General features: G+C 64.6%; 10 protein-coding genes and 1 pseudogene. 6 read left to right on the top strand and 5 right to left on the bottom strand.

The features are described 5' to 3' along the window. Positions 1–48: 48 nt before the first annotated feature. A complete protein-coding gene (locus NGR01S_RS30320; protein ID WP_084481366.1) occupies positions 49–465 on the bottom strand; it encodes a RidA family protein in 417 nt (138 codons plus the stop codon). 244 nt (positions 466–709) lie between these two features. Next, positions 710–1792, bottom strand: a pseudogene (locus tag NGR01S_RS18400) (DUF4158 domain-containing protein); the annotation flags it as partial. A 414-nt stretch (positions 1793–2206) separates the two neighbouring features. On the opposite strand from NGR01S_RS18400, the gene NGR01S_RS18395 reads away from it, so the two are divergent. Further along, positions 2207–2644 carry a MarR family winged helix-turn-helix transcriptional regulator gene (locus tag NGR01S_RS18395; RefSeq protein ID WP_084481328.1) on the top strand — a complete coding sequence of 146 codons (438 nt, stop codon included), beginning with the start codon at positions 2207–2209 and terminating at the stop codon, positions 2642–2644. A 250-nt stretch (positions 2645–2894) separates the two neighbouring features. Here NGR01S_RS18395 and NGR01S_RS18390 read toward each other — a convergent pair whose 3' ends face one another. Further along, a complete protein-coding gene (locus tag NGR01S_RS18390; RefSeq protein WP_063038397.1) occupies positions 2895–3797 on the bottom strand; it encodes an IS5 family transposase in 903 nt (300 codons plus the stop codon). A 183-nt stretch (positions 3798–3980) separates the two neighbouring features. Between NGR01S_RS18390 and NGR01S_RS18385 the strand changes: the two genes are divergently transcribed. Together NGR01S_RS18385 and NGR01S_RS18375 are read left to right on the top strand one after the other, a co-directional pair. Beyond that, complete coding sequence (locus NGR01S_RS18385; RefSeq protein ID WP_245664655.1) at positions 3981–4703, top strand: GNAT family N-acetyltransferase; 723 nt, start codon at positions 3981–3983, stop codon at positions 4701–4703. 753 nt (positions 4704–5456) lie between these two features. Then, the gene (locus NGR01S_RS18375; protein WP_063038393.1) at positions 5457–6101 is read left to right on the top strand and encodes a class I SAM-dependent methyltransferase; all 645 of its coding nucleotides are present in this window, start codon (positions 5457–5459) and stop codon (positions 6099–6101) included. A gap of 344 nt (positions 6102–6445) precedes the next feature. Here the strand turns inward: NGR01S_RS18375 and NGR01S_RS18370 are convergent, their stop codons facing one another. Then, positions 6446–7489: a fused (3R)-hydroxyacyl-ACP dehydratase subunits HadA/HadB gene (locus tag NGR01S_RS18370; protein WP_063038391.1), complete on the bottom strand. Its 1044-nt coding sequence runs from the start codon at positions 7487–7489 to the stop codon at positions 6446–6448. A gap of 336 nt (positions 7490–7825) precedes the next feature. Here NGR01S_RS18370 and NGR01S_RS18365 point away from each other — a divergent pair, with 336 nt between their 5' ends. From NGR01S_RS18365 to NGR01S_RS31035, 3 genes are all read left to right on the top strand, one after another. Continuing rightward, positions 7826–8860 (top strand): hypothetical protein, encoded by a 1035-nt coding sequence (locus NGR01S_RS18365; RefSeq protein WP_063038390.1) that lies wholly within the window; start codon positions 7826–7828, stop codon positions 8858–8860. A 252-nt stretch (positions 8861–9112) separates the two neighbouring features. Continuing rightward, the gene (locus NGR01S_RS18360; RefSeq protein ID WP_373861434.1) at positions 9113–9748 is read left to right on the top strand and encodes a recombinase family protein; all 636 of its coding nucleotides are present in this window, start codon (positions 9113–9115) and stop codon (positions 9746–9748) included. 687 nt (positions 9749–10435) lie between these two features. After that, a complete protein-coding gene (locus NGR01S_RS31035; RefSeq protein ID WP_157107313.1) occupies positions 10436–11233 on the top strand; it encodes a hypothetical protein in 798 nt (265 codons plus the stop codon). Here NGR01S_RS31035 and NGR01S_RS18355 read toward each other — a convergent pair. Continuing rightward, positions 11217–11807: an HD domain-containing protein gene (locus NGR01S_RS18355; protein ID WP_063038388.1), complete on the bottom strand. Its 591-nt coding sequence runs from the start codon at positions 11805–11807 to the stop codon at positions 11217–11219. The two genes, NGR01S_RS31035 and NGR01S_RS18355, sit on opposite strands and share 17 nt — an antisense overlap. Positions 11808–11842: the final 35 nt, after the last annotated feature.

Below are 11842 nucleotides of genomic sequence, written 5' to 3'. Positions count from 1 at the left end.
CCAAGAGATGCTCCATTGGTGAACACCCTCGGGGGCGCGGTGGGTTGGTCAGTCCCGGGTGTCGCGAACCGCAGCGACGGCCTCGATCTCAACGAGTTGGTCGTCGTAGCCGAGGACGGTCACACCGAGCAGTGTGCTCGGAACATCGTGGTCTCCGAAAGCATCTCGCACGACCTCCCAGGCGGAGACAAGATCTGCCTGCGACGCCGACGCCACGAGGACGCGGGTGCTGATCACATCCTCGAGCGAGGCACCTGCCTCGTCGAGGGCGATCCGCATGTTTTCGACGGCTTTGGCGGCTTGGCCTGCGTAATCGCCGATCGCGGCGGTTGTGCCGTCGGCGTTCAGCGGGCAGGCGCCGGCGAGGAAGATCAAGCGTGAATCGGCAGGGGCCGTGGCGGCATAGGCGTACTCGGCCACATCGGATAAAGCATTCGATCGGATCAGGGTTACTGCCCGTGGCATGGCGGCACACGACCTTTCATGAGGTAATCGGCGATTCCTGACCACGGTATAGGCATCTTGCGCCACCCCGCCGAAAACCGAGCTCCGCCTTACCGGGCTATGCGCGAGTCGGGCCCTCCTCGAATGCGCCCCTCGGCACTCGGTGCAGATCATCGACACTGTCCATCAACTGATGCATTCTTGGACAGCCTCGGTCGTCATCATCGCTGTTCAGCGATGTTTGAGGTGGGGTCAGTGTCTGGAAATCCCACCCGATGCCGTGGCCTCGGATCAACCCGCCGATATCCTCATCAGGGATCTGCGGATCGGTGAGAATCGTGAGCAGATCATCTAGCAGCGCCTGCCGGTCCTCTCCAGTCTTACCCCGCTCGGCGAGTTCATTTTTCATCCGGGGCTCGGCGGCACTGAACTTCGCCGAAAGCGCCTGATCGAACAGCGCGACCACCTCGTCGAGCACATCGACGGCCGACTGCGCCACCACCGTCAGCAGGATCGGATACCGGCGTTCGGGATCGCGGCGTTCCAGAGCCTGGACGGTCAGACGCCGCCCCAGCGTCGCGAGGAACCGCCGTCGTTCGGCCGGGAGCACCGACATGTCCAGGGTGTCCGCGCCCAGGCCGCGCAGATACCCCAGCTTCTCGACCTCGTTTCGCACCGCGGCCGCCGACGCCTCCACCGCGCCGGTCGACAACCATCGCAGCCGCGACATCCCGATCGAGGAATCAGCGACCAGCAAAGCATCCAACTCCGCGCAGCGCTGAGCAGTCAGCTCGTGCGATATCCGGTCGTAGGTCTCGCGCTGCGCCTGCTCGCGGGCATGCACGACCCGGCGGACAACGGTGTCCGGGCTGGGTCGGATCACTCTGGCCGACAGCAGATACTCACATCCCAGCCGGAACAATAGCGTCGGTGAATCGTGCTCCATCGCCCGCGCCAGCAGGAACTCGTCCAACTCCTTCAGCTCCATCGCGCTCGCCGGCCGCCACCCCAGATACTGCGCCGCCAACCGCACATGCTCGGTGCGCGTCTGCGCCCGCTTGCCGTACGAACGAATCATCAACGCATCAACTCCCAGCTGATCCGCCAACCGGGCCACCGCCACCGGCGGCGCGTCGGCCACCCGATCCGGCACGAACCCCAACCACGGCAACGAACACAACGCGACCGACAAACCAAGCCGCTCCGCCGGGCCACGACCCCGACCCGGCGTCACGAACGCAACATCGGCCGGAGTGAGCGTGAAGAACCGGAACAACTCATCGCGGCTGATATCGGGAAACTCCCGCAGCCGCACCAACTCCTCATCCGCAAACACCCGAGTAGCCACGTAACCCGACCTCCAGCACACCGACCGACCTCATCGGCAGCCAGCCAAGCATCAACCGAGTCCGTCCGCAGCCCGAGCCGTTACAGGACATCTTCGCTGGTCAAGCCATTGTCGTTGTTTTCCGCGCGATTACTACCGGAACCCCTGAATGCGTGAGGCCGCGGCAGTGGTCATCTTTCCGCCGCCCTTACCGCCGGACTTGGACATGACACCTTCCTTCCTCATGCCCCCTCCTCCAGTCTTCGCCCCGCCCGTCCTGGCCACCAGGGCGACTACGCGCTGTCTCGTAACCAAGGTTTCGAGACGCCCCTTCGAGCGGCTGTAACCGGGGAAGGCAGCGCTTCTGGTGCAATTGCGACCCTCAAGCCATCTGCATGCTTAGACAATGAATGTCTAGACAGTTATTGTGGCGGGATGGAGAACGCTGCTGCCATGCGGACCGCCTCGCTAGTGCACGATTCCGCCCGAGAGTTGTCGAGATCGCTGGACCGGGAGCTCGCTACACATGGAGTGACCGCCCAGCAAGCTGCACTGCTGATCAATCTCGCCGGCGGTGAGAGCAGTCCGAAACGTCTGGCCGCTGCGCTCGGTATCGACACTGCCGGGACGACCCGGCTCGTAGACCGGCTCGAGCGCAAGGGTCTGCTGCATCGCCGTCGTGGGACCGAGGACCGGCGGGCGGTGGGTCTCGAACTCACCGAGTCCGGTCGCCGGCTCACTCCCGTGCTCGCGCCTACCTTCGCAGCGGTCGCCGCGCGATTCTTTCTCGGATCTTCCGATGCCGAGATCCGCGGGGCGGGCGATCTACTGGAACGCTCTCTCATGTCACGTTCCAAAGATCCGGTACGCTGACGCGGCCAGGTCGATGTGCATTGATCGATGCATTATCGAACACATGAGTCAGTAATCATCGCTGGTCAACGATCTAGTCAACCGAGTCATTGCTCATTAACCGTCCTTTTGCGGACAGTGAAGTGGTCGTAAGTCGCCGGCTGCGGACCCGTTGTCGAGATACCTGCGTGAGGGCTACGTGGAGTAACCCGGGGTCTAGGGCGTGTGTCGAAGTGTTGAGCAGGGGGCCGGGTTGTTGCCCGCTTGCTGCTCAGGTGTGGCGGAGCCATTGGTTGATCGCTGCGATGTGGATTGTCGCGAGGTAGCGGACGGCGAGTTTGTCGAACCGGGTCGCGACTGCCCGGTGTTGTTTGAGCTGGTTGATGCCGCGTTCGACGGTGTTGCGGTCGCGGTAGATCACTGGGTCGAACGCCGGTGGGCGCCCGCCGGCCGATCCACGGGCCCGGCGGTGACCGGCCCGGTCGGCCGGTACCGGGATGGTGGCTTTGATGCCGCGGCGACGGAGCCAGTCGCGGTTGGCGCGACTGGAGTAGGCCTTGTCGGCGAGTACTCGATGCGGTCGTCGGCGTGCCCGGCTGCCGGGGATCGACACCTCGATCCGACCGAGGACCGCCGCGAACTGCGGGCTGTCGCCGGCTTGGCCGGCGGTGAGCAGCATACTCATCACCCGGCAGCGATCCTCGCAGGCCAGATGTAGTTTTGTTGTCCACCCGCCGCGGGAGCGGCCGAGTGCGTGGTCGCCGGGCTCGCATTCACCGGGCCCGCCCGGCGGCTCGGCTTGGCTGCCCGGGTCGCGGCGTGCTCCGGCTGCGTGCTGATGAGCTCGCATGATTGTCGAGTCGATGCTGATCTGCCACCCGATCCGGCCTGCGGTCTCGGTGAACGTTTGCAGCAGTTTCAGGATCACGAGCCAGGCTCCGCCGCGTTGCCAGCGCCGGAACAGCCCGTAGATCGCCGACCAGGAACCGTAGTGCGGTGGAATGTCACGCCAGGGGCAGCCGACGCGGGTGCGCCACCTGATTCCGTCGATGAGCTGTCGTTTCGTCCATACCGGCGGGCGTCCGGTCTTTCTGCCGCGGGGCAGCAGCGGTTCCAGCCTCGCCCATTGAGCCTCGGTCAGATCCGCGCGCCCCGTCACCGCTACTGTGGTCACGAGGTCTCCGGTTTGGTTCCGGTTGTGCTTGGTCGTTCAACCCACTTACCGGACCTCGCCTATCCGCCAACGCGGACAACGTCTTTCATGAAACCGCTGATGGGGTGGCACCGCGAAGCGGTGCCACCCCATCAGCTACTTCGACACACGCCCTAGATCGGTCATCTGCGACGTCGTTTGTCGGTGGATCTTGAAGTCGCCTGTGCTGGCCGGATGTTCATCTCGGTGAATAACGACGGCGTGATCTTGCTTGCGGTGGAGGGATTCTCGTGCTTCGCAGAGATGTCCACGGGGTGGTGGCATGATCTTTACCGATCAACGTCGAAGCAAGGGGAGGGCCACATGAACCAGTTGCCGATGCTGTCCGCTGTCCAGATCGCCGCGGAACGGGTCCTACTGCGCAAGGCGCGCGACGCTGATCGGGAAGGGCTCATCGAGCTACAGACTGACCCGGATGTCTGGGCCTACATCGGAGTCCCGCGGCTGCGGGAGGACGCCGAGCAGCGCCTCGACGCGATCGGCGGCGCAGCCAACGCAACCGCCACTGCCGGCCACTTCATCATCGCCGACAAGGCCACCGACAACCTGATCGGAACATTCGAGCTCAAACGTCGTGCCGCTGACGAGCCCGGCCACGTCACCGACGACGGCGAGGAACTGGAACTGGGTTACCTGATGCGGCGCGACGCCTGGGGCGCAGGACTGGCGTTCGAGGCCGCGAGCGCCGCGTTACGCGCAGCCGCAGACGAGCTCCCAGACCAGCCGGTCCTCATCGCGACCCAGACGGCCAACAAACGCTCGCTCAGACTCGCAGCCCGCCTGGGATTCCAGCCGGTCAGCACCTTCGAATGGTTCGACGCCGGGCAGACCTTGTGCCTGGCCAGCCTGCACTCGTTCAAAGCCTGAATGGCAGGTGACGCCACCAGGACTCGTTCTGCGACACGCCGTGCAGGTGACGTCACTTTCTGCCGATACAACGCGAGCCCGAAGCCGCTCAATGACACCAGAATTCACCGACAAACGACGTCGACATTCGGATCTGGCCCACTTTCCGTGACGGCTGTGGCCTGAGAGCGGCGGGTGGCTGGGGTTTTGCGATCATGTCCAGCTGTGTGTTGATCGTGGTGTGCGGTTGCTGTTGCTGCACCTTGCAGGGGTGGCTATCGAGGAAGTTTTCGAGGTCGGGGACGTGGTGTGTATCCGGGCATATGCACTGGCAGCGACTGTGACCTGCATGTTTTGCGGATACGACGCGGCGTAGAGGCCTGTGATGGTGGTTCCGTTGTCGCGTTGGACGCGGCCGTGGATGTCGATGATCAGGCCGCCTTTTGGTGCCGAGGTCTCCGGGGACGAGTTGCGCGGCGTAGAAGGGCGGGGTTTCCAGGACGCCGAGGTTGGGGTTCGGGTGTTGGCAGGGATCGCCGTAGTGCGGATGCCGAAGAAGGTGCATGCCCGCCACTCTCACCGGACCGAGAATGTCGGTGAAACGGTCTCGAACGCGATCGCCATCAAGCAGGGCTCCACTGAACGGGCTACGGCAGGGATCCGTACTCTCGCGCGGTATGTCCGCTGCCTTAATCCACCCCGGCCGGGTGGGGGCACCTTTGTCGTTCCCGAGTAGCGTCGAGTCCGCCGCGATCATGGAATATCCTGCCGGTCATGACCACGGATGACTGGTTGGCCGACACCCGAACCTCTTATGACGCGGTCGCGGTCAGCTATGCCAACCAAGTGCGCGGCGCCCTCGCCGGACACCAGTACCTTCGCGCGGCTCTGGAGTTGTTCGCCGACAGCGTGCGGACCGCTGGCGGCGGACCGGTCGCGGACGTCGGCTGCGGCCCCGGTGAAGTCACCGCCCACCTGCATGAGCTCGGTGTCGACGCCTTCGGTATCGACCTCTCCCCGGCGATGATCGACGTGGCTCGGCGCGACCACCCCGGCCTGCGGTTCGAGGTGGGCTCGATGACGGAGCTGAACCTGCCCGTCGCTTCGGTGGCCGGCCTGCTCGTCTGGCAGTCGTTGATCCACATCCCAGACGACGAGGTGCCGACTGTATTCGGGCGCTTCCACCGAGCATTGCGTCCCGGCGGACCGTTGCAACTCTTGTTCCACGTCGGCGACGAGTCGCGGTTGATGACGGAGGGCTATGGCGGTCACCCGATGAAGGTCCATGTCCACCACCGTCAGCCGAACCAGGTGGCATCCTGGCTGCACGATGCCGGATTCGTGGTCGAGGCCCAGATGCTGCTCGACCCGGATGCGAAAGCTCAGCAAGCGATTCTTTTCGCGCGCAGTAAGTCCTAACTTGCTGCATATGGCGGGCTCGCTGCATATGGCGGGCTCGCCATTCGGAACCGCGGGGTCCCCGGCGTACACGGCCTGTCGGGAAGCGTGGGTGTCGCCGAGACCGGGAAGTATGCATGTCACCGAAGAAGCAGCCCACCGCCGCCGAACACGCTCGCGCCGCCGCCCGCGAGGGGGGAGACGGGGCCGGTGTCCGGTATCGGGCAGCTGGCCGAGGCGTGGCGGGATCTACGGAAAATCGTTCACAAACGGCCTAATTATGGACACTCGATCGCGGCGCAACCGGTGCTGCCGAGGCCGCCGTCCATTACCGCCGGCAACGGCTGCGGCTCTCGCGGCAGAGGCTATGCGAGACGGACATCTGCGGTGGCGAGCCCGAAAACTTTGCGGCCGGCCGACTTCGCGACGATGACGACGACAGCTGTCCTGGTGTCGGGATCGACCGACTTGATGCGACCGGTGAACTCCACGGTTCCCGCGGAGGCGGCTTCGATGACCGTGTAATTCGACAGCCGGACCCCGTACCTGATCAGCGCACCGGGGTCACCGAGCCATCCGGTGACGAATCCCGCCCCCAGACCCATGGTGAGCATGCCGTGGGCGATCACATCCGGAAGACCCGCGAGCGCGGCGACCCCCTCGTGCCAATGGATGGGGTTCACGTCCCCCGAGACCCCGGCGTAATTCACCAGATCACCGCGCGTCAGGGTCACAGACCGCGCGGGAAGCTCGTCACCGACGGCGATGTCCTCGAATCGCGGCATGGTGCGCGGGACACGCGTCCGGGAGATCGGCGAAAGACGTGCGACGGTCTCGGCGTCCGGATCCGGCACCATCAGCCCGTCCACGCCGGCGGATGCCGCCGCGGCCCGGGAGGTCGCGCGGAGTCCGCTCATGATGACGCGTTCGATCGTGGCGCTGATGTCGGCGTTGACGTCCTCGCTGGTAAGGCCGACGACGGTGGTGTGCATGATCTGCACGATGTCGCCGGTCCGGTCGGTGAACGTGTTGGTGATGGTGAGCAGGTCCCTGCCCGCGATACGGCGCACCGCGGACAGTTCGACGTCGCTGACAAGCCGGTCGCCGGTGAGCACCGGCTTGTACATCTCGAAGACCTGATCGGTCTGTACGACTACGTCATAGCCGGTGAGGACGGTTTCCAACAGCCTGCGGTTGGCCAACATCGCGGCAGTGGAGATGAACGTGGTCGGCGCGATCAGACCGGCGTATCCGAACTCACCGGCAGCGTCTTCGCTCCAGTGCGCCGGATGGAAGTCCTGCACCGCTCGCGCGTACTCGCGGATCTTCTCCCGCCCCACCTCGTAGTAGTCATCCGCGCGATAGCGATGCCCTACCAGCCCAGCCACATCCAACGACGCTTCCACCAAAGCCCCTCCTTCATCCAAATTCCTTCGACACTCGGAACCGACACCGGCAGTACCGTATGCGCGAGTGAAAGCTCACCTTCTCACAAGACGGCCCCGTAGCCTCGCCACCCTGACAGTTACGCAGAGTGTTCAATAATTGATGCACTTCTGGACAGATGATTGGGAAATCATCGCTGGTCAGCGATGATTTACGCAGGAAATTTGTCCAACAAGCACCTTTCAGTGGACACCGAGCGTTAGGCCGATTGTCCAGTGCGTGCAGAGCGTCCGCGCCCGAAATTCGGCTGATCCCACGGCTACCCGCCGTTGTCAGAGTCATTTGGCACTATCGCGGCCATGACCAGCACTCCGACCACTCCGCCGCGGCCGTTCGACGTCACCACCGTCTTTCCTCTGCTGGCTCCGCTGGCACGCACGGCGACCCGGTTGCACCCGCGCCCCGGGGCGCCGTCACCGCAGGACAGTTCCATCGGCGGACCGTTGCTCTGGCCCGCCGACGAGCCATGGCCGCACTGCGACGAACCTCATGTAGTGGACGGAATCAACCCGACCCTGACCCCAGCGGAGGTGAGGCTGGAACGACGGATCCGTGCCGCCTCGCGCGGCAGGAGCCTGACCCCGCGGGAACGAGAGACCCTCGAGCGAATCCGCCCGCCGCAGGAGTATCCGGTCACGTTGGCGGTCGCCCCCTATGAGGGTTCCATAGCGATGCTGCCGGTCGCGCAGCTCTACGCGCGCGACGTGCCCGATCTGCACACGCCTGAAGGCGCAGACCTGCTCCAGGTCTTGTGGTGCCCCTTCGACCACTCGACGGGCATGCCCAAGACCGCGCTGTTCTGGCGGTCGGCCGCCACCGTCACCGACATCCTCACTACGCCCCCCGAACCGCCCGCAGTGCAGTTCGACGGCTACCTGCCCGAGCCGTGCCTGCTCAACCCGGAGCAGGTCACCGAATACCCCGACCACAGGGAGCTGAGCAAGGAACTCCGGGAGCAGATCGGAGACTGGAGCGTGTGGCAGGCAGCCGAGATGGGCGTGGACAGCGCCTACGCGTCGTACCCGCCGGAGTTCTACGCCAACGAGTTGTCCGTCGCACCCGGCTGGAGAGTCGGCGGCTGGCCTGGCTGGGGAGCCGCCGACCCCAGCCCCCTACTCTGCCGTACCTGCAACAGCGATATGCGTGCCCTGCTGACCATCGCCACGTCCGAAGCCGGCAGCAGAGACAGCAGCTGGCTCCCACGCGAGGAATCGGCGCATGAACCATCCATCGGCTTCAGGCCCACTGCAGTCGAAATAGGTAGCGGCTACGACCAGCATCTCTACGTCTGTCAGACGGCGCCGGAGCACGCCCACACCGAGCTGATGGCCTAGCCGTTGGGTCGGGTCCGAGGAGCGAACAACGGACACATGCGTGTTCATGAATGCAGGTTGAGGCGAGCGCTGACATCCTCCGGCAGATAGTGCCCGACTGTCCATTAATCGATCGTTTCTTGAACAGTCGGGCCGAAACAGGCCCCGGCGGACGAACGCCCAGGTCGGCCGAAAACGGTGACTGTTCAAAAAACGCGTCGTAAAGTCCGGCTGTTCAAGAACGGCCGGTCACCCTTTTGCGTACGATTCGGGGTGACGGATACCGATGCGCTTGAACCGCTTTCCCTCGACGGCAATGCCCTGGATCCGATCGGCGGGGGAGGGGCGCTGATCGGGTACGCCCGGGTATCGACCCGGGACCAGAATCTGGATCGCCAGCCCCGGGCCCTCGAGGCGGCCGGGTGCAAGAAGGTGTTCGCCGACAAGAAGTCCGGCAAGGATGCCGAACGTGAACAGCTGGCGGCGTGCCTGGACTACATGCGCGCCGGCGACACCCTCGTCGTCGCCTCCCTCGACCGGCTCGGCCGCTCCTTGCAGGACCTGATCTCGATCGTGGCCGATCTACGGCGCCGCGGTATCGGGTTCCGATCGCTGCATGAAGCCCTCGACACCACCACCCCCGGCGGGCGCCTGGTGTTCCACGTCTTTGCCGCGCTGGCCGAATTCATCCGCGAGCTCATTGTCGACGGCACCCACGAGGGCCTGGCCGCGGCCCGGGCCCGTGGACAACGCCTCGGCAGGCCACCGGCCATGAGCGAGGAGCAGATCCGGCAGGCCCGCGCGCTGCTGACCCGGCCGGATGAGTCGGTGTCCTCGATCGCGCGGCTGCTGGGGGTCTCGCGGACCACGCTGTACAAGTACATGCCGGAACTTACGGCCAAGGAGTGATCTTCGGCCATGACAGGTCGCGAGCACAGGCAGGCCAGACGTCAGATCCGCCGGTACTCCAGGACTCATCATCGCGGCGGATCTGACGAAATCGAGACTTCTCAATAACTCGGTAAGTCGACAGATCGCACTTTACGACTTGTATCCATTTCTCGTCGTACGACCGTGGAACTGTGGGAAAGTGGTCCAACGTTACGAAATTCCAGGTGAGGCGCTCTACCTCCGGGTTAACCGAAACCGTTGTCTCCCTGGGGATATGATCGGTTGACGCGAGCCTCCCCGTTCAGTTAGCCTTCAGGCACGAGCCGCACACGTGTGCCCTCAGCTCAGCCCCAAACCAGCAGGTTGGGGCTTTTTTCGTATCCACGGCCTCCGGCGTTCCCCGCCGGAGGCCTTTGTCGTTTCAGGAGGTTCTAGAGTGCCATTCGATTTCGGGTCCGCCGCTACCGCTGGTGGCTGGGCAGCTTTCTGGCTCCAGCTGCCCGCAACCATCGTGGTGATCGCGGCGGTAGTCGTAGGGCTGGCAGCGATACTGAGGGCCCGGCCCGAGGATGTGCCCGCCGTCTTCCAAGCATTTGCCACCGCGTTCGGAAAGCGACCAACGTCGAAGCCTCGTCGGCTCCTGCCACGACACCGACGCTCCAACACTGTTCCCGCCAGCCCTTCCAGCCACACCAAGGAGTCCGCGTGACCCGCCGTCCACTGATCAACGACGACCGCGTTGCCCGAGACGTCGTCAATCGCGATTCGCGCCGTCGCGTCGACGAGCGGCTCACCACGACAACCCGCAGGGAAGCGGTGAGGAAAAACCTGCTCTGGTTACTGGAACGGATCGACGACGACCCCGACGGAGAGTCCATCGACAGAACCGTCCGCACCGTCCTCAGGCGATTCCTCTACGAACTGCACGACAGTGAGCTGCTCTCTCTTCTCGCAGAAAACCCCTCATCGCTCTCCGGACACTGCCGCGCATGCGGCAGAGAACTCAAACCGGCCAAGCGGGGCCGGCCTCCCGAACACTGCGGGTCTGCATGTCGACAGAAGAGCTACCGCCGCCGGATAAACCCCAACGCGAAGCTCTCACCCAGGACCGTATGGCTGGCCGAAATCCTGGAAGAAACGGTCGAGGAACTGGCGCACGCCGAATCGAAAGCGATCCAAAACCAGATCCTCCGATCCCAAATGGCAAAGATCGAATCGCGGCAGCGTCACCACCGCGGCAAACACGTGGCAGCGACCGTACCTCCGCAACAACCGCCGGAGCCCCCGCAGCCACGGCGGCGCACACCATGGTCGAACCCTCCAGCCAAGGCTCCCTTGGGAACCCCAAGACAACTCAAAGGCGTCACAGGCGACGTCCCCGAACCCATTGCCACTCCCACAGACAAGAGAGGGGCAAAGGGTTCGTTGACGTGCCAGGTTATCGGGTCTGCCCTGCGTAGGGTGAAGTGCGCGGAGCCAACCGCGATCATGCCGCTCCGGTGAGGCGATCGATCGGGTTGGTGGCGAAGCGTTCGGAGAGGGCGACGGTGCGTTCGAGATCGGCGAAAGCACCCCCGGGGTGGGAGTCGACTTCGTGCAGGAATCGGTGGCGCATGCGAGCGGCGAAATCGAGGCGCGGGAACGCGGTGAGGATCTCGGATAGATCCTCGGCTTCGATTTCGCCGTGGCCCAGGCCCGCGACATCGACAGCGGCACCGGCCTGGATCAGCCGGTAGACGGGTTCGTGTTCGGCGGGCAGGTTCGTGTGCCGGAGAATCGCCTGTTCCACGAGATGTATCCGGTTCAGATCCCACCCTCTGCCCACCAGGAAGCGACAGGCCAGTTCGGCGCCCACATCGGCGAACTGGGCCGGTCCACGGTGGCGCTCGGTCAGACCGAGGTCGTGGATCATCGCCGCGACGAAGGCGGCCTCGTGGTCGATATCGTTCGAGGTGACCAGGCAGCGGCCGAACAGGTAGGTGCGATAACTGTGGTTGAGCAGATCGGCCGGCGCGGCTTCGGCGGCGAGGTCGGCCGCGGCTCGGGCGGTGGGCGAATCAGGAAGTGCGGTGAGCATCGAGAGGTCCTTCGGCGGTAGGTGGTCGGCTGTCG

The organism is Nocardia grenadensis NBRC 108939 (assembly GCF_001613445.1).
Lineage (GTDB): Bacteria > Actinomycetota > Actinomycetes > Mycobacteriales > Mycobacteriaceae > Nocardia > Nocardia grenadensis.
This window is presented reverse-complemented; position numbering and strand designations above follow the sequence as displayed.

Bases quoted from the DNA above. Each gene is read 5' to 3' on its own strand.
- NGR01S_RS30320 (WP_084481366.1), bottom strand. From the start codon at position 465: ATGCCACGGGCAGTAACCCTGATCCGATCGAATGCTTTATCCGATGTG.
- NGR01S_RS18395 (WP_084481328.1), top strand. From the start codon at position 2,207: ATGGAGAACGCTGCTGCCATGCGGACCGCCTCGCTAGTGCACGATTCC.
- NGR01S_RS18375 (WP_063038393.1), top strand. From the start codon at position 5,457: ATGACCACGGATGACTGGTTGGCCGACACCCGAACCTCTTATGACGCG.
- NGR01S_RS18365 (WP_063038390.1), top strand. From the start codon at position 7,826: ATGACCAGCACTCCGACCACTCCGCCGCGGCCGTTCGACGTCACCACC.
- NGR01S_RS18355 (WP_063038388.1), bottom strand. From the start codon at position 11,807: ATGCTCACCGCACTTCCTGATTCGCCCACCGCCCGAGCCGCGGCCGAC.